Annotated in this window: 16 protein-coding genes; 10 read left to right on the forward strand and 6 right to left on the reverse strand. The window is 48.4% G+C overall.

Annotated features, from left to right (window positions below):
* Positions 1–65: 65 nt before the first annotated feature.
* Complete coding sequence (locus Pan54_RS24190; protein ID WP_146506003.1) at positions 66–1,556, reverse strand: hypothetical protein; 1,491 nt, start codon at positions 1,554–1,556, stop codon at positions 66–68.
* Between the two features lie 289 nt (positions 1,557–1,845).
* On the opposite strand from Pan54_RS24190, the gene Pan54_RS24195 reads away from it, so the two are divergent.
* The 5 genes from Pan54_RS24195 to Pan54_RS24215 all read left to right on the forward strand — a co-directional run bounded on the left by Pan54_RS24195 (position 1,846) and on the right by Pan54_RS24215 (position 10,356).
* Positions 1,846–2,778, forward strand: coding sequence for an alpha/beta hydrolase (locus tag Pan54_RS24195; protein WP_146506004.1), 933 nt, complete (start codon positions 1,846–1,848; stop codon positions 2,776–2,778).
* Between the two features lie 104 nt (positions 2,779–2,882).
* Positions 2,883–3,983 (forward strand): thiamine phosphate synthase, encoded by a 1,101-nt coding sequence (locus Pan54_RS24200; RefSeq protein WP_146506005.1) that lies wholly within the window; start codon positions 2,883–2,885, stop codon positions 3,981–3,983.
* A gap of 430 nt (positions 3,984–4,413) precedes the next feature.
* A complete protein-coding gene (pilM, locus tag Pan54_RS24205) occupies positions 4,414–6,564 on the forward strand; it encodes a type IV pilus assembly protein PilM (RefSeq protein WP_146506006.1) in 2,151 nt (716 codons plus the stop codon).
* 76 nt (positions 6,565–6,640) lie between these two features.
* Entirely contained in the window at positions 6,641–8,158 is a 1,518-nt protein-coding gene (locus Pan54_RS24210) for a hypothetical protein (RefSeq protein ID WP_146506007.1), read from the forward strand.
* A 92-nt stretch (positions 8,159–8,250) separates the two neighbouring features.
* Positions 8,251–10,356: a hypothetical protein gene (locus tag Pan54_RS24215; protein WP_146506008.1), complete on the forward strand. Its 2,106-nt coding sequence runs from the start codon at positions 8,251–8,253 to the stop codon at positions 10,354–10,356.
* Positions 10,357–10,459: 103 nt separating this feature from the next.
* Here the strand turns inward: Pan54_RS24215 and Pan54_RS24220 are convergent, their stop codons facing one another.
* Complete coding sequence (locus tag Pan54_RS24220) at positions 10,460–11,050, reverse strand: MarR family winged helix-turn-helix transcriptional regulator (protein WP_146506009.1); 591 nt, start codon at positions 11,048–11,050, stop codon at positions 10,460–10,462.
* A gap of 386 nt (positions 11,051–11,436) precedes the next feature.
* Here Pan54_RS24220 and Pan54_RS24225 point away from each other — a divergent pair, with 386 nt between their 5' ends.
* Positions 11,437–13,497, forward strand: a complete 2,061-nt coding sequence (locus tag Pan54_RS24225) for a DUF2079 domain-containing protein (protein ID WP_165441956.1) — start codon at positions 11,437–11,439, stop codon at positions 13,495–13,497.
* Between the two features lie 63 nt (positions 13,498–13,560).
* Here the strand turns inward: Pan54_RS24225 and Pan54_RS24230 are convergent, their stop codons facing one another.
* A complete protein-coding gene (locus tag Pan54_RS24230; RefSeq protein WP_146506011.1) occupies positions 13,561–14,604 on the reverse strand; it encodes a hypothetical protein in 1,044 nt (347 codons plus the stop codon).
* Positions 14,605–15,280: 676 nt separating this feature from the next.
* Here Pan54_RS24230 and Pan54_RS24235 point away from each other — a divergent pair.
* Both Pan54_RS24235 and Pan54_RS24240 read left to right on the forward strand, forming a co-directional pair.
* The gene (locus Pan54_RS24235) at positions 15,281–16,453 is read left to right on the forward strand and encodes a S1C family serine protease (RefSeq protein WP_146506012.1); all 1,173 of its coding nucleotides are present in this window, start codon (positions 15,281–15,283) and stop codon (positions 16,451–16,453) included.
* A gap of 94 nt (positions 16,454–16,547) precedes the next feature.
* Positions 16,548–17,390: an alpha/beta hydrolase-fold protein gene (locus Pan54_RS24240; RefSeq protein ID WP_146506013.1), complete on the forward strand. Its 843-nt coding sequence runs from the start codon at positions 16,548–16,550 to the stop codon at positions 17,388–17,390.
* Between the two features lie 276 nt (positions 17,391–17,666).
* On the opposite strand, the gene Pan54_RS24245 is transcribed toward Pan54_RS24240, so the two are convergent.
* Positions 17,667–19,196: a sulfatase gene (locus Pan54_RS24245; RefSeq protein WP_146506014.1), complete on the reverse strand. Its 1,530-nt coding sequence runs from the start codon at positions 19,194–19,196 to the stop codon at positions 17,667–17,669.
* A 248-nt stretch (positions 19,197–19,444) separates the two neighbouring features.
* Here Pan54_RS24245 and Pan54_RS24250 point away from each other — a divergent pair, with 248 nt between their 5' ends.
* A complete protein-coding gene (locus tag Pan54_RS24250; protein ID WP_146506015.1) occupies positions 19,445–19,849 on the forward strand; it encodes a hypothetical protein in 405 nt (134 codons plus the stop codon).
* Between the two features lie 39 nt (positions 19,850–19,888).
* Positions 19,889–20,704: a DUF429 domain-containing protein gene (locus Pan54_RS24255; protein WP_165441957.1), complete on the forward strand. Its 816-nt coding sequence runs from the start codon at positions 19,889–19,891 to the stop codon at positions 20,702–20,704.
* Here the strand turns inward: Pan54_RS24255 and Pan54_RS24260 are convergent.
* Positions 20,701–21,102: a diacylglycerol kinase gene (locus Pan54_RS24260; protein ID WP_146506017.1), complete on the reverse strand. Its 402-nt coding sequence runs from the start codon at positions 21,100–21,102 to the stop codon at positions 20,701–20,703. The genes Pan54_RS24255 and Pan54_RS24260 overlap by 4 nt on opposite strands.
* Positions 21,099–22,535 (reverse strand): sulfatase family protein, encoded by a 1,437-nt coding sequence (locus tag Pan54_RS24265; RefSeq protein WP_146506018.1) that lies wholly within the window; start codon positions 22,533–22,535, stop codon positions 21,099–21,101. The genes Pan54_RS24260 and Pan54_RS24265 overlap by 4 nt, the downstream gene beginning before the upstream one ends.
* Between the last annotated feature and the right edge of the window lie 32 nt (positions 22,536–22,567).

A 22,567-nucleotide genomic window follows, 5' to 3' on the forward strand; every position in this document is an offset into this window, starting at 1 on the left:
AGAATAAATACGATCCGTATATTGTAATTCCACCCTTATTTCTTCAGGCACAGCCTGACCTACAGCTAGATCGTCCCCGCACCACGGTCGAAGGATTCGAGATCTTTCAGGTACAGAGCGAGAGTTGTCTGGACGGTATCGCGACCGATTTTCCAGTTGGGTTCATCATCGGTGTATTTGCTGCAATGATCAAGCATGAGCCGATGCAGAAACTTGAAGAGATGCCGGGGGACGCGTAAGCGGGAGAAGGTGTCGACGAGCATATCTCGCGAAGCCGACTCGTCGAACAGGTCCTGTACGGTGGCGGGATTATTTGGGTCTTCCGAGCAGGCTTTGATACGATCGCTGGTCATGTCGTAAAGGGACTGTCCACTCCAGGCGAGTGAGAGAATCAGATTCTGCTTGTCGAGTCTGCTCTTTTCGTAGAAGTCGCGGCCCTGCTTTTGCAGGTAAGGAGCCATGTCGGCTGGGAGCAGCATTTTGAAGCCGAAGCCGGGGTGTTTGAGGAATTTGTTGTCGAACATGGGCCAGACGAGATCTTTCATCCGCTCGGCAGAGCCGTTGATCAAATGAGGCTCATCAACACGGTCCATCAGCACAACAATGTGTTGAAAGCCAAGTGTTTTCAGGACTGACTGAAACTTGCCCAGTAGTTCGTAGCGGTCATCACTGCGATTTCGACTTGGAATCGGCTGGCCGAGAATGTCTTGTCCGGGAAAGCGGCCTAGAATTCTTCGCAATGAATTGGGCAGACGATCGATTACACGGATCTGACGCGAAACATCCCACGACCACCATGCGAGCCGGAACTGCTTCCACAGTAAGGGAGCCCAGCCAGCCACGATGGCGATGATGATCCACTTTAAATAATTAGGAAACAGGTCTTGCCAGAAACTGAACCCGAGTACAATCGCTGTGACCAAGGCGCCAATCGTAATCTGTTTCCAGCTGGTCAGGGTGTTGTATTTCAATTTTCGACGCAAAGCCGACCAGCGCCGAATGGGAGATTCATCAAACGAGCGATCGTAAAACGCAGCCAGTAATAAGAGGTCGCGCCGTTCGTTTTTAGAAAGACCTTGAAGTGCATCGTTGGAAATCGAACTGGCGGGGTCGGATTCGTTTTTCGCATTGAGAATGCGATCGGTCAGCTTGGTGACGCCGAGCACGAGAATGGCATCCATGTGGTCCCACAATCGCCATTTTCGTAGCATTTTTTCCGGTTGGCGATTCCGTCCGTGCATCCTTTCTCGGAAATTATCAAGATACGGATTGAAATCGTCATACTCGATAATGAACGAGCGCTTGTCGCTGTTTGTGCGGTTGAACTCCCGCAATTCGTTCCGCATTTGAATGCGAAGTGCAGTTTTTCCGCTTCCTTTTTCGCCGAACACGACCGAAGTCGAAGGGTGTTCGGGGTGTCCATAAATTTTATCCCAGCCGGGATGATGGACTCCGGTCACACAGTGCTGCGAAAAGACGTGATCGGTACTCGCGTCTTCCTGTGAGAATGGGTTGAGTTTGATATGGTGATGTTCCAGAAACTGGACGATCTTCATGAATCCGAATCCTGATGGGGAATAATCCGTCTCCCAGAGCAGAAACCACCTGCTCAGGTCTCCTGTATTTTTTGACGTTCTTTTCTGCCTTCAGTATTGTGAAATGAGGCGAGACAGGCAACCTTGGTGGAAGAATAAACGCTGAGTGATCTGACTGAATTCCACCGTCGGGATTGTTAAGCCGGGTGAGTTATGGGAAACTTACGATGATCTTTGGCAGGTAATATTGAACCACGGATGGATACAGATTTACACGGATGGATCTTACAATGAAGCTAGGGTGGCAACTATGAAATGGTCTAAATTGAGTCTGACAACGCTGATCGTGTTGATGGTTGGTTTGTGTGCTCAGAATTGCGAGGCGCAGCAAAAGAAGAAACCGGCTGCTCAGGCATTCCAATGGGTGAATCCCCTGCCCGAACGCTTCAAATCGGATCGACTTGAACATGCGACGTTCGTTAGCTCGTCTATGAAACGGGAAGTTGGCTATTGTATTTACCTGCCGGAAGCTTACAGCGAATCGCAACAGTCAGCAGAGCGTTTTCCAGTCGTTTACTATTTGCACGGAGGACGACCGGGGAGTGAACTGAAGAGTATTGGGTTGGTGCCTCTGATTGATGAGCAGATCAGTTCCGGGAAAGTCGCTCCGATGATTTATGTGTTCGTCAATGGCGGTCCTGTCAGTCATTACAACATGCCGGATCGCGAACAGGCGATGGGCGAGGATGTGTTCATCAAGGAATTGATTCCGCATGTCGATGGCAAATATCGCACGATTGCCAAAAGAGAAGGGCGGGGACTGGAAGGGTTTTCGCAAGGTGGTCGCGGCACCGCTCGCATCATGTTCAAGCATCCCGAGTTGTTTATCTCCGCTGCACCGGGTGGGGGCGGATATGAAACCGAGAAGAAAATCAGCGAAAATGATGGTTACGAGAATCCCCATTTACGATTCACTCCCGGCTACAACACTTGGGATCTGGCTCGGGAATATGCGAAATCCCCTGAGCCGAAGTTGAACATTCTGATTCACGTCGGCACAAAAGGTTTCAATTACGAGAACAATCTGGCCTACATGGAATTTCTCGATTCCCTAAAGATCCCCTATTCGAAAGTGATCGTCCCTGAAGCTCCCCACAGCGCGAAAGTCATTTATGAGAAGCGGGGAATGGAGATCATGAAGTTTCACGAGAAGAAATTCGCTGTTGCACGGAAGGGACGATAAGTGAACTGTTTTTTAGCAAGTTTTGAACCACGGATGGACACGGATATTCACGGATTTTAGAGAGTCTACTGATTCAACATATTTTACTTTGCTATCAATTGCTTATGACTGAAGAATCTATTTCTCAAGACTTACCCACTCTGGAATCCCGTTCTGTCTTTCGGATTCTGGATGCTGCGGCCAATCGGTGTCGGGAAGGGTTGCGGATTATTGAGGATTATGTTCGGTTTCATCGTAATGAGGAATCTCTCAGCTCGGATCTCAAACAACTCCGACATGATTTTCGTAATTACTGGAAGGAGCTTGATCCTGAGCAGCTGCTGCAGAATCGGGATACGGCGGGTGATATCGGGACGGCTATTAGTACGGCTGCTGAAAATGTGAGAGCATCTCTACTGGATGTGGTTGCGGCAAACTGCAAACGAGTGGAAGAATCTTTGCGGACATTGGAAGAGTATTCCAAGTTGATCTCCACAACTGCGGCTCGTGGCTTTGAGCAACTTCGCTATCGGTTTTATGGCTTTGAACAGGAACTTCTGTTGGAAAATCAGAGGAAAGCTCGAATCGGTCAGGCGAGTGTCTACTTTCTGCTGACTGAAAAAACGTGTGTATTGAACTGGCAGACGACAGCTGAGCAGGCGATCACTCTGGGAGTGGATGTGATTCAGTTGCGGGAAAAAGAACTCGATGATCGGGAGCTGCTCGCCCGGGCCCGGTGGTTACGGGACGCCACCCGTCATTCGTCGACGCTGCTGATAATTAATGATCGACCAGATATCGCTTTGCTGTGCGATGCCGATGGAGTGCATGTCGGTCAGGAAGAACTCTGCTATGGGGATGTCCGCAAGTTACTTGGGCCGCAAAAGTTGATTGGGATTTCGACACACAATATGGAACAGGCTCGGGAAGCAGTTGCTGCAGGAGCCGATTATGTGGGAGCAGGTCCGACGTTTCTTTCGGAAACAAAATCCTTCTCCGAGTTTGCAGGGCTGGAATTTCTCAGGCAAATGGCGGCAGAAATTTCGATTCCCGTTTTTGCAATTGGGGGAATTGGACAGGAGAATGTCGAGGAAGTCGCTCAGGCAGGCATCTCTCGAATTGCAGTATGCCAGGCGATCAGTCAATCGCAGCAGATGGGACGAATAATCCAGGAAATGAAAAATATTCTTTCTTCCGGGAACAATCGGGAAGAAAATCGCGTCTAAAGATAATCTGAGGCTGAATTCGGTAGGTTGATACGGGTTATAATCAATAAGCATCGAAAACCTCGAATACCGGTTTCTCAGGAATCGTCTGTTATTCCGTTCATAGGTGTCGATCCTGTTTTTCAACCAATTGTATTGGCTTATTTTATTTACGAACCGTTGTGAGCAGCGTATAATTTTAGAAGCCCTTGTCTCGGGTTGAGAAGTCGAAACTGGTTTTCCATTCCTGCGTTCAGCAATTCGACTTCTTGAAATCGACTTAAATTTGAAATCAATAATTCGTACAGAGATTCACGTACGGGCTCATTACAATTAAAATATAATCATTTCATGGCACCTGCATTTCTGCGTTGCCTGAAAAAGAGTTCAATCGGAATTGCATCACTTGAGTTGATGAATTTCGTTTCGACACATCAAGATGAGGACGATCATGCCGGAAACTAAATCAGTTTGGGGAATTGAAATCGGTCAGGCTGGACTGAAAGCACTCAAGCTCCGCTATGCAGAAGCCGCGCATCAGGTGGTGGCGGTTGGGTTTGACTACATTCCCCATGCGAAAATTCTCAGTCAGCCAGACGCGATTCCTGATGAGCTGATTGCCGAAGCGATCACGAAGTTTCTCTCTCGCAACAAAGTTCAAGACGACATTGTCGCCATCGGCTTGCCTGCGCAGTCTTCACTGGCTCGATTCATTCAGTTGCCTCCTGTTGAAGCCGGCAAGGTGAAGGAGATTGTCAAGTACGAAGCCAAGCAGCAGATTCCCTTCCCACTTGAGGATGTCATCTGGGATTTTCAGCAGATGGGAGGCGGTGAAGAAGCAGGTGGATTTGTGATTGATTCCGAAGTCGGAATTTTTGCGATGAAGCGTGATCAGGTGATGCATCAGTTGCACCCGTTCCAGACGAACAAAGTTGAAATCGAGTTGATGCAGATCGCTCCGGTTGCGCTGTACAGTTTCCTGGCTTACGATCGACTTTCCATTCGTCCGGATGGCGAAGGGGCACCTGTCGAAGAAGAACAAACAGCCGTGCTCGATATGGGGTCCGATCAATCGACGATCATGGTGACCGATGGCGCGAAAATCTGGATTCGCAATATCCCCATTGGCGGTAATCACTTCACGCGTGCACTGACGAAAGAGATGAAGCTGACGTTCGCAAAAGCTGAGCATCTCAAGTGCAATGCGACAAAATCACCGGATCCAAAAGCGGTATTCCAGGCATTGAAGCCCGTCTTCAACGATTATCTTTCTGAAGTGCAACGCTCTCTGGGGTATTTCAGTAGTGTTTCTCAGGGTGCGGAAATCAAAAAGGTGATCGGTTGCGGTAACGGATTTCGCATGGCTGGGTTGCAGAAGTTCCTGGAACAGAACCTGGAACTGCCGGTTGAGCGAGCCGAGGAGTTCAAACAGTTGGCGGGGACATCGGTTCTGGAAGCACAGCTGTTCAAAGAGAACATCATGTCGTTTACTGTAGCCTATGGTCTGGCGATTCAGGCGATGGGGCTTTCCCGAATGGGAACAAACCTCCTGCCACCGGAAATTGCGAGAGCGCGAGAAATTCGTCGTAAAAAGCCGTGGGCGGCCATTACCGCAGCTACGTTATTGACGGGGTTGGCACTTTCCACAATTGGAACGGCGAATGCCTGGCGGGTTGTGCATTCATCCCCCTGGGATAAAGCGTTAAAAAAATCGGGCGATCTGCAATCCACATGGGGCGGATATCAAAGTTCTTACAGCGCCGCAACCGGGCGATATGATTCTGCCAAGTCCGTCGGCAAAACTCTAGTTGAGGGGATGAAAGATACGATCTGGCTGGAGTTCTACAAGTCGATCAATGAATGTATGCCCCGGGATATCGGTCAGGCTTTGGATGAAGACAACATCGAATATCGTAACCGCGTGCTGATTAAGTCAATCACAGCCGAGAAGTCGGATGATCTGGCGGCCTGGTACGAAGGGATTAGTGATAGTTATAAATCCCTTAGCGATGAAGCAGCCGTGGATCGCGGCTTGCAGGCTCAGCCGGCTCCTGAAGGTGAAGGCTATATCTTCACTCTCAACGGGGAACACTACCATCACATCCCCGATAAACCCGAAACCGATCAGGGAATTAATTATCTGCTCGATCGTGTGATTCCGAATCTGCAAACCTGGACATTCAAGCAGGAGGATGGGGATCGGGTTGATGTCCGTAAAATGGGAATCACGAATCCGATAGTTCTGTATGCGAAACAGGAGGTCGTCGATCTGGCTCAACGGGCAAGTAACGCCCGGAAAGATCCCCGTTTTAATGTTGTCAATCCGACCAACAGGCCTCGGGGAGATTTTAATGAACCGATGCCGGAGGCGTTTCCCGCTGATCCTTCTATGCAGGAATATGAATACAATGACGGACAACCTGGTCAGGGTAAGCGAAACATGGAGTTCCGCGAGGTACACCGGACTCAATTTCAGATTCAGTTTATCTGGAAGCCCATTCCTGAAGAAGAGCGTCTGGAAGACGATCCTCTGAAAGTTGCTTCAGAGGAATCTGAAAATGCAGAGACTTCAACGGAAAACACAGAAACAACCAGCGAATAGTTAATTCGCTATTAGTACGATCAAATTGGCACACTTCATTACTCAACCACGTTCTGCAGAATAAAAGAGTTTCATCATGGACAAATTGAAACCGATTATCGATCACCACTTCTGGATCATTCTGGGACTGGTCCTTATTCTCCCTCTGATTGGCTGGTGGCCTGCAGTCGGGCAATTTAATGCGGAACGAGAAAAGAAGATTAAGGATATCGACGGAGCCTTTCAACAAGTGCCCAAATCCGCACAGCCCAATCAATCCTGGAGTGAAGGCGTCAACAAGATTGCCGAAGTTGTCGAAGAAAAAAATCAACAGGAGCAATACGAACTCTGGCGTCGTCAGCAAAAAATGATGACCTGGCCCAATCGTATCAATCGAGATTTGAGACCGACTTCCTACTTTGGTGACATCCCTTCCAAAGCCCGCGTCATTTATCGCAATGGTTACAATATCGACGTGACTTCGGTCTGGAAGCAGATCGATGCGTTTGATCCTGTGACTGGAAAAGGAACTGTGATATTCCCGGAATCGCTGGTCCCCAAAGAAGTTTTTGGTGATTTGCCTCCGACGACCACAGAAATCTGGGAAGCTCAGGAAGACCTCTGGTTGCTTGAATCACTTTTCAAATCGATTCGACGCGCTAATTCAGATGCCTCGATTATCACCGACTCACTTGTCCGAAGCATTACGACAATCATGCTGGTTGGAGGACCGGGAGATTATCCCGATGCCGAACCGAGTGGCGATTCGGGAATGGGACCAGAAGGCGATTACAACATGGAGGAAATGTATACAGAAATGGGTCTTGAGGGAAATCCATTGAACAATAATCAGACAATGAATGTAGGGGCCAGTTCCGTTACGTTTGACCCGGCTGAAGAATTCGGAGATGAGCAAGGGCGTTATATCGATTATAAAGAGGGAACCGTTTTCAAGAAACGTGGATTTTATCTCGAAGCAATCATTGAACACCAACGGTTACCAGAATTTTTAGTCCAGCTTTCCAATGGAGACTGGCCAGTCACAATCAATCGTGTCCAGATTGCTCAGGCGGGTGCATCTTCGACCTTACTGGGTGCGACGAATTACGAGGATGGCCCAGAGTCCGGCGGGAATCCTTTTGCAGGTAATCCGATGCCCAATACCGATGAATTCAATTATAGTGAAGGTGACCCCGGTGGTGCGGGAGCAGTTGGATTGACCGGGGGAACTCCAGAAAACCAGTTGCTTGCAAAAGCAGCAGTTACAGGGCCAAGTTTGGCCAAGGTTGCCATTTGTGGCACGATCTACATTTACAATCCCGTTGAACCTGTCGAAACGAAATCGGAGACCTCAACTGCACCAGCTGCAGTTCCAACGGCCACTCCTGAGGAACCGATCGGAACTCCAGAATCAATTACCACTGAACCTGCTGACGAGCTCAAGCCTGCAGATGCAGATGATGTCATGATCGAAAAGCCAGATGATCTGGAAATTCCTGAGTCACCAGATTCCATAGAACTTCCGGAAACACCACTCGATGATTCGACACCAGCAACTCCGGCAGCCAAGCCTGTCGCGAATCCCGATGAACTCGAACCACTCCCTTTAGAATAATCCAGAGACTTGATGGCTGTACCGTTAAGCCTGCTTTCAATACCGAATTTTAAACTCGATCGACTCGAACTAACACAGAAAAGGAGTCGGACATGGCCAATATCAAATCAATGCTTTCAGTCGATGGCATCAAACACTTCGCGCTCAAACACACCGAAAAGGTCGTCTTTGGTCTGGTCTGCCTGTTTGTGGTTCTCACTCTGGCGGGAACACAGTGGTCCACTTATTCCAAGCCCCCAGGACTACTCGAACAGAAATTGGATGAAGCTGACAAACTTATTACAAATTCGACCTGGAATGAAGAGGAACGGGCTAAGTTCCCTCCCGTTGAAGTGGACGAGCAGGTCGAAGAGATGCTGGTTGGGATTACGGACAGCCCGTATCGTTGGGATGCAGAATTCATGTATCCACCAACAGGAAGTGATGATCCTCGCCGCGAACCTGAATTCGTGATGGTCGCGGCAATGAAAGCCGATGCCGGCCGCACCATTCTGGCACAGAGTACGACCGTCACTCCTGAAACAGAAATGTCTGACGCGGAACCAGAACCCGTCGAGACCAAACCGGAAGACGATCTTGGTTTGGACGATATCGCATCTCGCCCGACTGCTCGGCCAGAAATGGCTGGCGATGCCGCCAATCCTTATGCGGGGGGAGATTACTACGAAGAGTATTCCGTCTCTAGTGACTACGACGAGATGGTTGTCGATTATGATGCGGAAATGGGCGGAGAATATGGTAGCGGCATGTCTTTGCCATCCAATGTCAAAGGTGTTCCGGTTCGCTATGTCTCAGTGAGAGGAATTTTCGACTTGCGTAAGCAGGTTTCCAATTATTCGAAAGCTCTCAGCATTCCAGAACCGGAAGCGGAAAAACTGGTTCGCTTCATGGATTTCAAACTCGAACGTCAAAAGGCGGATTCTTCTGAAGGGCCTTGGGGAGATTGGGAACCGGTCGATATTCAAGTTGCCATGGACTACTTGAATCAAACGATCGATTACGATGCTGATGTCGTCTCTGCCGGAGTGAGGAATCCCGTCATCACGATGCCCCTTCCAGCTCGCCTGATGGGTGTATGGCGCAATAAAGTGAATCATCCCAGTGTAAAGAATTTTGAACTCTCATCTGAAGAACTGGAATACGAGGAAACACTGAATCGCAAAATCCTCGAAGAGCATCTCAAAAACAACAAGAAAATTAAGCAAGTGGCTGTCCAAAAAGGATTTAACAAGGTTCAACTCGATACGACTTCCATGCAACAGGAATATCTGAGTGAAACAGATACTCGACAGTTGAATCGAGTTTTTGAAACCGAGTTTAAAGGGACTTCCGCAGAGATTCGTAAAAAACTGATTGAGAAAATCAAAGCGCAAGTCTCTGCAGCCGGGAACCTCGTCTTATTCCGCTATATCGATTTTGACATTGAAGCAGGCAAAGCCTACCGATATCGCGTCAGTCTAGTCTTGAGCAATCCAAACTACGATGTCCCCATCGACCAGGTGGTTGATCCTTCAGTCGCTCAAGGCGCGGTGCGAGATACACCCTTTAGTGAGCCGAGTGACGTCGCCGTGGTGTCCCCAGATTATGCCTACTTTGTTCGTAATGTTTCACCACCTCGTGGCATTTCCAATGAAATTACCAATATGGAGATCTTCCAATGGTACGACTCGGGAACGATGATTAAAGGAAATCTCTCGATGGAACCAGGCGATTACATTGGTGGCATGTCAAAGACTCACGTGTTACGCCCTGCCGAGATGACCTATGAAGTGGAAGAAGATGTTGAATTCAAGACAGACGATTTGATTGTCGATGCACTTGTTATCAATAAACTCGACTACAATTTGCACAAGGATTTAACTCTGCCAAAAACACTCACCAGGGGAGATGTTGGTGTGGTCCCTGAGGTGCTGGTGGTTGATTCCTCTGGAAATCTGAAGATTCTCGACAAGCTCTCCACTGAAGGAACTCGTGTTCGTTACGATGAATATTATCAGGCAGAAAAGGTGCCTTTTAATGATCTTAAAGATGCCTCTAAGAAGATGTCTGAAGCCAGTGGGCTCGATGCATTACTGGACGGTGAAGACAGCGCTGCGATGGAAATGGAAATGATGATGCAGATGGATGCGGGGCCCTCTCGTTTGCGAGATCGCCGTCGTAATCCAACGCGACGTCAGTCTTCGTCTTCAGCTGAATAATCATCGAAAGTAATTACCAGAATGATGAAAGCCTCCGGACACGTTTTTGTTCGGAGGCTTTTTGACATCTGTGTGAATCTGTAATGCAGTCGTATTGCTCGTCTTAAGGCTTTCGAGAGCGGATCGAGTTGGTCGGAGCAATCGTATCGTCCATACTGATGTGCGTATCTTCATCCAGGGGAAAAGTTTTGCATGGCGTTTGGGTATGTATGGTTTCTGCGATTTTTGGAATCAAGTTCGGTTCTGGGCAGTCACCAGCTAAATTATTCCGCATCAATTCGCAAACACGTTTTAGTTCGAGAAGTTCCTTCTGCCCAAGGCCCTGAACAGCCTGATTTCGAACCAGTTCGCAGCATTCGTGCATTTCCTGCTGAATTTTCTTCGCTTTAGCGGTTGCACTGATCAGTTTCCGACGGCGATCCGAACAACAGCCTTTTCGTTGCAGCCAACCATCGCGTTCCATACGGGCGATGATTCCAGCAAGTGTTTGAGCCTCAAGCCCCATCTTATCTGCCAGGTCCGACTGCGGCTGTTCACCGTCCTTACTGAGTAGCGAAAGAACTTCCCACTGTCGAAAGGTGATCCCTTTGTGTGTTAGTTGGCATTCGAGTGCCTGGCGGAATGCATGGGCAGTGCTCACAATCCAAAAACCAACTCCGTCGCAACTCTCGTGTAATTGTTTTGATCCAGACAATGGAAATCCTTAACACCTGTTCAAGTTGAATTCAGTTGAAGATTGAGTTTGAAGGGGAGTCAATTGACTCTCCATTTGTAAGTCAGTTATGAACCGGTCACTATGCACAATTAAATTTGTTGTATCATCATAACTTTGAAAATACAAAGTTTGCTCGAAAAGTATTTAATTCGCCAGCAGATCTGAATTCGATTTTGAGGATCGAAATACGTGAACCGATAATTTCAGTTTTCAGCCACTGCGATCACTGCACAGTCACGATTGCCCAGTCTAACATACACTCTTCAAACTGTATCAGAAGATGTTCAGGCAAAATCGATGTGCTGATGCGATTGAGATGGAAATTAAACGCTCGACAGAGCACTTTACCCAGAGACAGCGCTCTTATGAATCATACACAAGCAGAGGATGCGAATAAAGACGTGGTCCTCCAATCCGGGATTATCACAGGAGTGATTTCGAGTGTTGTCCTTTGCCTGCTGGCCAACACACTACAGATCGTCTTTGAAGCTCCTTCTTTGTCACAGTCATTTTTCAGCCCGCCAACTGCAAACTGGATCTCCCTGAATCTTCTGGGAGGAACGGTGACACCTTTGGCTCAGGGCCAGCAGGAAATCCGAGTTTCTTACCTGTTTTGCCTGATTATCTCGATCCTCTTTTACGCAATCCCGGCTGGAGTCTTGTGGTTGAAAGGAAGCGGGGATCGAATTCGGCAGTTGAACAGTTGGATGAGTCTGGCGGGAATATGGGGAATCTTATGGATTGCCTGCCTGATTGCTCAGTCGACACCCGTGTTGACATTTTTGCAGGCGACACTCGTCTTCTGGATTTCACTTCCAATTGCAGGGAGTCTGTATGAGGTCCTGCGTACTACAAAAATTTCTGAAGCGAAATTGCTGGAATCAAAAGAAAACTCATCGCCAATCAAAATCATACTGCTCGTCCTAATGTTGTTGTATGTGATCATATTCACTGCAATGAACTGGGGCTTGTGGTTCAATTTGAGACTGCCGCATGGCGACTCGGCGATGTATGAAGAGCATCTCTGGAATGTGCTGCACGGTAAAGGATTTCGCAGCTATCTGGATCAGGGTTTGTTCTGGGGGGAACATATTCAGTTTGTGCATCTGTTTCTAATCCCGGCTTATTTGCTTTGGCCTTCTCAGCTGTTATTGGAATTTTGCGAGTCCTTTGCCCTGGCCATCGGGGCGATTCCAATTTACTGGATGGCGGAGCGGAGTTGCGGAAATCGGAAAGCGGCCCTGTTGTTAAGTGCCACTTATCTCTGCTTTTTCCCGATGCAGTTTCTGGACATCGCGGTCGATTTGAAAACATTTCGTCCCATCGCCTTTGGTGTTCCAATAGTGCTGTTCGCTCTCGATCAAATTGAACGAAAACAATGGGGAATCGCCTCAGGTCTGCTGATCTTCACTTTGACCTGCAAAGAAGACTATGCGATTGTCATTTTCTCGATTGGATTCTCGCTGCTGGTGCAATGGTGGTGGAACCGAAATAAGAATGACTCATCCCTTGGTTTCCGATTTGGCCTGGGGTATCTAATTGGTGGTCCGATTTATCTGTTGGCTGCCTTGAAACTGATACGTTGGTTTCGCAGTGGAGTTGAAGTTCATTATGCCGGCTACTTCTCAAAGTTTGGCGAGTCCACATCGGAAATCATCTGGACGATGCTGACGAATCCACAGCTGCTGGGACAGGAATTTTTTACAATCAATTCTGCAGTGTATGTGCTGGCAATGTTGCTGCCGCTCGGTTTTTTACCGCTACTTTCGCCATTACGATTTCTCAGTACGGCTCCGATGTTTGTGCTGCTTTGTCTGAACGAACTGGCTCAAGATCCTCGGCATCACTTTCACGCACCACTGGTTCCATTGCTTTTCTGGGCTGCAGCAACTGGACTTGGAAATGCCTTCTTCCATCGCAAGGAAGCTGAAGAAGAATCGAACGTGATCGAGAATGAAGCTTTGGAAATAAGACTGCGGTCGCTACGACAAACTCAATTTGCTTTGAGTTGTGCAATAGCGACTTCTGTCTGGTTCTCGCTCTCACCTTTGGGAGTCGCTTTCTGGGATCCTGGTTCCGACTGGAATGGCTGGCGTCTTTATGTGCCGGATGAACGGGCCAAGAATTTTCCCCAAATTGAATCACTGATTCCCAACAACTCTCGTGTCGCTTCGACGGATTATGTTCATCCTCGATTCACGCATTACGAGCGTTCCTACGATTACAGTCATTATGCACGAACTGTGAGCGGGGGGACAACAAATGTCCCAGAAGATACCGACTACATCGTGATCGATACCCGACACCCCTACAGCGAAATTCATGAGCCGGGACAAGTTCGGGAACTTCGTGAACAGCCCGATCAATGGGAACTGCTCAAGGATGAAACGAATGGATATTTCATTGTGTTGAAACGAAGAGACTAACAACAAAAAACCACAACAGAGCAAGCCTGCAGTGGTTTTGAGTATTCCATTCAAATTTTCAGACTAATAACCGAGCGGGCGGTAATATCTGTTGAACAGTGGTCCGTATTGAGTTTGATAAATGCGATAAGTGGAGTTGGGTGTCCAGTAAGGATATCGGGCTCCGAAATAGCCAGCCGGTCCATATCCATAACCGAAACCATACGCCCTGCCCGGTCCATTCCAGTTCCAGGGCAATTGAGGTCGATAAACCTCGGGAACATCGTTAATTCGGGGTTGATTGTATACCCGCTGAGGTTTGTCCTCTTTATGGATCACAGTCGGTCGTAATTCCCCAAAGAGGATTTCCATCGTTGCTTCGTGTCGATAAGCGGGGTTCGCCAGATATTCGGCTCGGCTATAAGGAATCGATTGGTAAATCGCTTCATAATCAGCAGCGACGACTTTCGATTTATGATGAGGTACTTCTGAGGCTTTCGTCAACAGGTGCTCGTCTTCAGGACCAAGCTGTTTGACGTGGGGGCCTCCGACAACCTGATGCGTTTTCTTGTCGAGATCAAATGTTACGAGATCCTTCTGAGCAGGCGTTCCGGCTGCGCGGCTGGGGCCTGAAGTGATGAGCATCGTCCATTGCTCGCCAGACTCTTTCTCAGAAGACTTGAGTGGCTTTTCAGCGAATTTGTTTGTGTTTTCTAGTGCCGGCTTGGAAGGAGCCAACTCAGGCTCTGGTTTTTGCACAGGCTTCATCGGTTCTGGAGAGACAGGTTTCGTCACTTCGGGAACAGGAGTCGATTTCGTATCAGGAACTCGCAGTGGCATCGGTGAGACTTCAACAGGCTTTGGTACTTCTTCCAGCATCGGCAGAGAAGGGACAGCATCTCCGGGGACAATCTTCCCCGGTTTTTCGACTTGATCAGGCGTGACTGGAACTTCCAGGCCTTCTTCATTGGGATCGGGAACCTGTTGCACAGGTTGCAAATCCTGCCCGTGGGCTGAAAATGACCAGGCGATTAAAAATCCGATCAAGCCGAGCCGAAACCCGTGCGACCAGCCTGCCGGAGAACGACTGGTGTTTCGAGAATTGTCCTGGTTGATGCTGCCGTTCATTGTGTCGCTCCTTTGAATCATCTCGCGGTCTTTAGTCCACATCGACTGAGGTAAACTTCAGACGGTATCTTGTTCTTTTTGAAGTTACGGAGCCGGTACAGTCAAATACAAGTATCACTTTTCTACCTATTTTGTTTTTTCATGCAAGGTTCTGTAAATCCGCTATTTGGCCATTTAATCGATACAACCGGATCCGTTCTGGCGATATTGCTCTTGAAGTTCACGATGCATTAATTCTGCAGATCGTATCAATGTTACAGCTGTAAATTGTTGTGCTGGAACGATTATGCACAGCAAACCGACCGCAGCGATCTTATGCAAAATGGTTGAGCTAGGGGTCGCACTTAATATTAGAGGCCGGAATAATTGTGTCAGACCAGTTATGCAGAATTCTGGACATCGAAGCCCGGTGGCAGCCAGAGTTTGAAAGGATTGATTATTTTCTGAAAAAGCAATTGACCGATTTGACTTTCACGAGATCATAGTAGTGACGTCAGATTAAGGGCGTCGTTAACAGGGATGACTCACTACCCGAAAGAAGGGTAAGGAGAATGAATGGCCGGTGGATGCGGCTGCGACATTGGATGCGAGTGATTCGTATTCAAACAGACTCGTATCAAATCGACAAATCCGTTGTCTGAACGGACCCCGGCGTAGAAATCCCTGAGAGGCATTCATGAACAAGTACACAACGATTTTCTTTTCGAGCCTGTTCTTTCTGCTGGGCGTGATCTTAGGGTTAACGGGTCGTGATGGGGCCTGGCGAAATACCGCAGAAGCCGAATTGATGAACGCGAATGCGGTCGAACAGATGTATCGACAACTCGCAGCACCGTCGACTTTTTCCGAAGGTGGCAATCAGCTCTCACGCATTTCCGCGTTAACGACTCCAAGTGTCGTACATATTCAGAGTGAAACTGAAGGAGCTTCCGGCGGACTGGTTGAAGAAACCGGCTCGGGTGTCATCATGTCCAGTCCACAAGCGAAAACTCCCTTCGTTGTAACAAACCGTCATGTGGTCGCGGGAGCAGATACTTTTGACATCCGCATTCAACTCTCTGATGGGCGCACGATCAATCCTTATGAAGTGAGAGCCGATGATAAATCCGATGTTGCCATTCTGCTGATTGACGAGCCGAACGTTCAACCGGCACGCTGGGGCGATAGTGACACTGTTCAGATCGGTCACATGGTTCTGGCACAGGGAAGTCCTTTCGGCTTGAGTCAGTCAGTCACATTCGGCATCATCTCCGCCAAGGGGCGTCGTTCTCTCCGACTGGGGGAGTCGAGTGATGTCATTAACCAGGATTTTCTGCAAACCGATGCCGCCATCAATCCCGGCAACAGTGGTGGACCGCTCATCGATCTTTCCGGCAGAATTATTGGCATCAATACCGCCATCGCTTCCAACAGTGGTGGGAATGAAGGGATTGGCTTCTCCATCCCCAGCAATCTGGTGCGATATGTGACTGAGCAGCTTGTTGTGAACGGCACTGTTAAACGGGCTTACCTGGGTGTGAAACTTGATCCCGACTTTGATGAAGAAACCGCTCAGAAACTGGGTTTGGATCGTGTTCGCGGTGCTCGTGTTGTCGATGTCTACAAAGACACCCCTGCTTCCCGCTCAGGATTGATGATTGACGATGTTATCCTCTACTTCGGTGGAGTCGAGGTTCTGGATGAAAATCACCTGATCAATCTGGTCAGTTTGACTTCAGTCAACACGTCAGTGAAAACGATTGTTCTCAGAAAAGGCAAACGACAAACACTGCCTGTTGTCCTGGGCGACCGTAGTGTCCTGGATCAACGCACTGAAACACCAAAAGCCAATCAATGGCGAGGTCGGTAAACGATCAGCAGGGAGCGATGCTTCCTTTCTTGTCAGCTGCAATCCATAATGAGAATCGACTGACTGAAGTTGGTATTCTCATTATGGAAACAACATGATAATTTCTCGACTGGCCTTTGGCTCATTCCTGCTGCTGATTGTTTCTTCAATGGCTTTCTACGAAGAAACATGGGCATCTTCTCCCACTTTGGAATATATGCGGGAGATTCGGGTTCATAAGATCGAATCGCCAGATCAGTCGGAGGCGACGCAAGTTCGTGTACTGCTTCCTCCTGATCTCGATACGAATAAACTCTACCCTGTCATCTATGTGCTACCTGTCGAGCAGGGCAGTGAAAGCCGTTTCGGGGATGGCCTGCTTGAAGTTCGGGAGCATCGCCTGCATAAAAAATACAACTGCATTTTCGTAGCTCCGACTTTCTCGCAGTTGCCATGGTATGCCGATCATCCTGATAATAAAGAAATTCATCAGGAAAGTTATTTTCTCAAGACTGTCGTCCCGTTTGTTGAAAAAACATATCCCGTTTCAAACAAGCCAGAAGATCGGCTGCTGCTCGGCTTCAGCAAGTCCGGCTGGGGAGCCTGGAGCCTATTGCTGCGGCATCCCAATTATTTTGGCCTGGCAGCAGCCTGGGATGCTCCCTTGATGATGAAGCAGATCGGCAAGTACGGAAACGGTCCCATCTTTGGGACGCAGGAAAACTTCGAAACCTATCGCATCGATAACTTACTGCGAGCCAATGCAGAAAGCTTGCAAGATCAACCGCGACTGATTCTCACCGGCATTGGCAATTTCGCCGAACACCATGAGCAAGCCCATCAACTGCTTGAGGAATTAAAAATTCCCCATCACTATCGAGATACGCCAGAAAGATCCCACAACTGGCACAGCGGCTGGGTTAGTGAAGCCGTTGAGTTATTGATGAAAGAAGATTGAAACGGTTAGGCAAGAGATTTTACAAGCACGTAGCGCGAGCGAGTGAGTGAGTCCACCCCAAGTTACTCACTCGCTTGCGCTTCGTGCTTGTATTCCTAATGAATTATGCAGGTTATGGGGAATCGATGTGAGAATAATAAGAACAGCGAGGACAACTCCCCTCTCTCTTTAATTACTCTGACCGGGTGGCTGGGATCGTAGCGCAGCGAAGCCCCCAGATTATTATGAAACCTGAGGGCTCACTAATCGAAAATCATCACCTGATGAGCTCTTGAATTACTCTGGCAGAATAGGTTTGCGTGGCGTCTTGCCATCTTTTTCGACTGGGTATTGAGCCTCGTAATGTTGCATGTCAGCAATGAGGTCTTTCATCAGTTTTTGCAATTGCTCCGGGTTTGATTTCGCCAGATTGCTGGATTCAAAAGGATCAGCCTTAAGATTGTAGAGTTGATAGTGCGAACCTTCGGAAGCTTCTGAGGGGATGTAATGATAGACCACTTTCCAGTCTCCCTTGCGATAGCTGGTGAAATAGTCGCTGCGATGCGGGGAATGAGGGTAGTGCATCAGGAATGTTTCGTTTCTCGATGCATCGGACTTTCCGGTCAGGAGTTTATTCAATTTGGATCCATCGACGGTGTGTCCCTCAGGAGATTTCACATCGACAAGATTTAAGATGGTCGGATACAAATCGTAAACTGCGGCCTGCTGACTTTGAATCGCTCCGATTTCGATTGGCAATTCCTTCTGATTGGCGTTACTGGCATTCGGTTTTGCCCACGCGGCAATGAATGGAACTCTCATTCCCCCTTCGTAATGCGAACCTTTTTTTCCTCGCAGTGGAGCGGCACAGGCGACAGCATGTTGATGACCGAGGGGAGCATCGGAGCCATTATCGCCCAGGAAGAAAACAAGTGTGTTTTCGGAGATGCCGAGTTCATCGAAGTGATCGAGTAAATCGCCAAGCGATTTGTCCATGCCTTCAATTAAGGTAGCAAACGCCTGAGCATTAGCAGGTTTGCCAGAGTCTTTGTAATGATCGGCAAAGCGAGGATCGGAATCGAATGGGGCATGCACGGCATAATGAGCCATGTAAAGAAAGAATGGCTTGTCATCTTTCACCGCTTCGGTCACACGAGCTTTCGCTTCGATGGAGAGGGCTTCGGTTAGAAAAGTCTCTGATCCATGATATTTCTCCAGATGAGGCACTGCATGATGAGCACGTTTCGTATCTGCTCCGTATCCCTTTTCCGCGTAATAACTTCCCGGGGCTCCGAAAGAAGCTCCTGCGACATTGACATCAAATCCAATGTTCAGGGGATCTGCCCCTTCGTAATCCTCAGCTCCAAAATGTCCCTTACCGACATGAATCGTTCGATAACCGGCTTTACTGAGCAGTCGGGGCAGGGTGACATCTTCTTTGTTCAAACCCTCCCAGTTCCAGTCTGGCGGTCCGAAAGGACCACGGTTGTTATTGGTCGGATTGATCCAGTTGGTTGTATGATGCCGAGCTGCGTTTTGCCCCGTCATGATTGAGTTTCGCGTTGGCGAACAGACACTCATCGCACAAAAATTATTAAAGCGAATTCCCTGATCAGCCAGACGCTGCATATTTGGTGTGCGGTAATATTCATTGAGGGGATACTTCTTTGGATGTCCTGATTCGTCCGTCAAAAATGGAACGGAGGTATCCATGACTCCCATATCATCCACCAGAAAAACCATGATGTTCGGCTGCGATGCGGAAGTGGTTTGCTCAAAGACGATCCCAATTAAACTTGCAATCAGGATGAGGAGGACATTTTTCATTGGATGAAACTTTCCTGAGATCAAACAGATGCGAAACTCTGTCACACAATAGAGTCGATTGATACTGGTTATAAGCTAACAGTAAGCATCAGTAATCTCAAATCTATCCATCAATTTGGTGTGGCAGGATTCCCCTGTTTCCACAGCCATTCTCTAACATTCTTCTGAATTCGACTCTGAAGATTTGATAAGACGAACTACAATCGGAAAATTACTGCTTAGTTGATCTCCGAAAAAGGATTGTCCGGATGAGAAGTGTGCTGATCTTGAGCCTCTGCCTGTTTAATTCCCTCTCTGTGAATTTTGAGAAGCCGACGGCTGAAGAGGAGTTGGAATCGCGTGGACGGGAATTGTTCCAGGCGATTCTGGATGATGATCTCAAGAAGTGTCTGGAACTCTCCGATCCGGCTTCTGTTAAAAAGCATGGTCAGGAAAAGTCCGAAAAGTTTTTTCGCACGCTGATGCGAATCGTGAATTTTTCCAGGGTTGGAGCAGAAGACTACAAAATCGTTTCTTCGAAAATAGCCGCATCCGGAAAGACTGCTCAACTCAAAACTCAGGTTTGCATTGCCGGCTTATGGCAATCTCCGAGTACAGAATTGTGGGTAAAGATTGATGGCAATTGGTACTATCAGGAAACTCTTGAGAAATGAGATTCTTCTCTCCGCATCAAAATTGAAATGAGTGAGAGCATGTCTGACTATGTTCTTGGGCTCGACTGGATCAACCAGAAACAGGGCTGGGCTTGTGCTCGATGTGACATGAATGCACCTGGGCAAATAGTATTCTCAACACTGATGGTTGAGGAGGCAATTGAACCTCTTGTTAAAGATGCGGCCTGCATTGTCGTCGATTCTCCAATTGGACTTTACGGCTTGCAACCAGAAGGCTGTAAAATTCGCCCCTGCGATCAAGGAGCCAGGCAATGGGTTGGGCCGGGAATGCAATCGAGCATTTTCGCAGTCCCCTATAAAAATGAACTGACACTTTGGAGACAGCGTCGTTTAGAGGGAAGCCCTCAGAAACAGGGGCACTTTCGAGGATTGCTGCCCATGATTCATTCCGCGGATTGCATTCGCCGGCAGAATCCCAGGACTCTCGAGTCCCATCCCGAACTGACATTTGCTGCTCTCGGCTGTGGAAAGTTGTCCGGCTATGCGTCCAAGAAAACTTTGCTGGGGCAACTGCTCAGAGTCGCAATTCTCCATCAGCAAGGATATTCACTCGACCTGAGAGATCTGATCCCTTTTGCAAGGATTCCCTCTGATAACTTTATCGATGCCACTGCAATGGCGATTGTCGCTTGCGGTTGGTATCGGGCTGGACAGCTGCCAGTGATTCGCGAGCAAAGTGGTGACCCCGTCATTCATACCAGCCACGACCGGGATGATTTTCTGATTGCCCTCCCGAAATGCTTTTCGGATTCACGTGAACTTCCTCCTTTGACCTCCGAGCAAATCATGCATCAGATCCAACAATGGGGGAGAAGTATTGGTACGGCAACTTAATTCCCCAAAATTTTGGGAATGAAAATTTGACATCCAATCACGACCGCGGCAATGCAACTGATCAGCACTGCTCCAGCTGCGACATCTTTCGCATTCCGCGTTAAGGGATGTTCTTCCAGACTAATCCGATTGAGTGTATTTTCAATTGCCGTGTTCAACATTTCCGTAACGATCACAAACGAAATCGAAATTGAAATGATCGCCCATTCCGTGATGTTTAACTCAAAGACAATCCCGGCAAAGATGACAACCGTCGCGATTACCATCTGGACTTGCAGATTTCTCTCATTTTTAAATGCAATGAGAATTCCCCGGATTGCATTATGAAAAGCAGACAGCAATGAGCCTCGATAGCGTGGCGGTGTTAGATTGTCGGGATTGAGTTTCGATTCCGTCATGGTGCAGGAGTAGTCAGAAGAAGAGGAAGTGCCACGTCCCGGACGGCATGAGGGCGAACCTGGGAACCTGGTTGTTGATAATCTCCCAGCTCTGTTTTCGCTTCAACGGTTAACTGCGTCAATTGGTCGACAACTTTCGGTTTACTCTCGGCCAGATTCTTCGACTCGGCAGGATCTTCGACGACGTCATAAAGTTTTAAAGTCTGTTTTTGAGGTGATCCATTTCTCGTACGTGATCGCGATTCAATTGGCAGGTAAAGTTTCCACTTCCCGGAACGCACGGCCTGCAACTGATCCATTTGATAGTAATAGAAAGCTTCGTAAGGACTACTCGCATTCTTCTGCCCGAGCATCAATGACAGAATGTTGTGTCCATCCCGAGGGACCGTATTATCGAGGGGATGCTGACTTAATTTGGCCGCTGTGGGGTACAGGTCCATCATAGTAGTGAGCTCATCACAGACCGTACCTGCTGGAATTGTGCCAGGCCAGCTCATGATACAGGGAACCCGCATCCCACCTTCAGAAGTTGTATAACCCCATCCACTCAGCGGGAGGTTGCTTCCCTGGACTGGCGTACGACGAGGGGCTCCATTATCGGAAGTCCAGATAATGAGCGTGTTATTCGTCAGATCCAAATCCGACAAGGTGCGGACAATTTCACCGAGTGACCAGTCAATTTCTTCAACGGAATCGCCCCACGGACCGTTCTTCGATTTCCCTTTGAAGTCCTCGCTGGCAAAAGGAGCCTGAGTGCTGCCGGGCATACATTTGGGGATGTAAACAAAAAAAGGCTCTTTTTGATGGTCTTTGATCCACTCACAAGTGGAAATGGTCAAGCGTTTTGCCATTTGATCCCGATCCACCGGGGCATCGACCACTTCAGTATTGACCATATAAGGCAACGGAGGCCAGTTCTGGCCTTCGCGGGGAGTCATGTCGTCGCTGTAGGGGATCCCTTCGAAATAATCGAACCCCTGATTCGTCGGCAAATAGTCCGGCTGATCTCCCAGGTGCCATTTCCCAAAAGCTGCCGTCGCATAGCCGGCTTTCTGGAGATGTTCTGCCATTGTCCATTCTTTGGGATTGAGACCAATCGGCGAAACCGGTCGCAAAACTGCTCCGTCGGTAATGGCCATGTCGACACGTTGTGGATAACAACCAGTCATCAAGGCGGCTCGACTTGGCGTACAGACTCCGCTGGCGGAATAAAAGTGCGTAAATTTACGACCGGACTTTGCCAGCTGATTTAAATGAGGCGTCCGATGCAGTTTGGAACCGAAGGGTTCGATATCGCCGTAACCCAGATTGTCGCACAGAATGAGGACAATGTTGGGGGGCTTCGATTTGACATGACTCGCCAGAAGTTCAGCTGTCGAAATCTGACAGAAAGTCAGCAGAAACAGGATAAAGTTACAAAACAGATGGTTCACGTTGGCAAACTCCTTGTTACAATGTATAAGGC

Origin of the sequence: Rubinisphaera italica, from assembly GCF_007859715.1 — a bacterium.
In the GTDB taxonomy this organism is placed as follows: Bacteria; Planctomycetota; Planctomycetia; order Planctomycetales; family Planctomycetaceae; genus Rubinisphaera; species Rubinisphaera italica.